We start from the raw sequence: 506 nt of genomic DNA on the forward strand, positions 1-506 counted from the left end.
TTAGTGCAAGCACACCTTTGTGTTTATCAACAATAGAGCGAAGCTCCGCAAGGTCTTTCACTCGTTGACGATTGACGCCAATAATGATGTCACCTTGTTTTAGCTGGTATTGCGCGGCTGGTGAATTCTCTGCAACACTGGAGACTTTTACCCCTTGGATTGCATCACTTGGTGTAGTGTTACTTAACTCTGCTCCTTTTAGGCCTTCATGCAACGTTTCCGCTTTGGCTTTCATGTTGGTGGACTCGCCAAGAGTCACGTCAAACGACTTGCTCTTACCATCACGAATAACGCCTAGCGTGATCTTTTTACCCGCTCCTAATGTGGCGACTTTGGCACGCAACTCAGAGAAAGTGTCGATTGACTTACCGTTTACTGAGACAACCACATCACCGGCTTTTAGACCCGCTTTGTCCGCTGCGCTATCGGGCACAACTTGGCTGATGAATGCCCCTTTACTTGACTCGTAACCCAGTGCTTCTGCCAGCTCAGAAGTCACTTCACCA

General features: G+C 48.2%; 1 protein-coding gene. It reads right to left on the reverse strand.

The features are described 5' to 3' along the window. Positions 1–506: PDZ domain-containing protein (locus R7190_RS31180; RefSeq protein ID WP_318138383.1), on the reverse strand; the 506-nt coding region annotated here is incomplete at both ends.

The organism is Vibrio sp. 1078-1 (genome assembly GCF_033340475.1).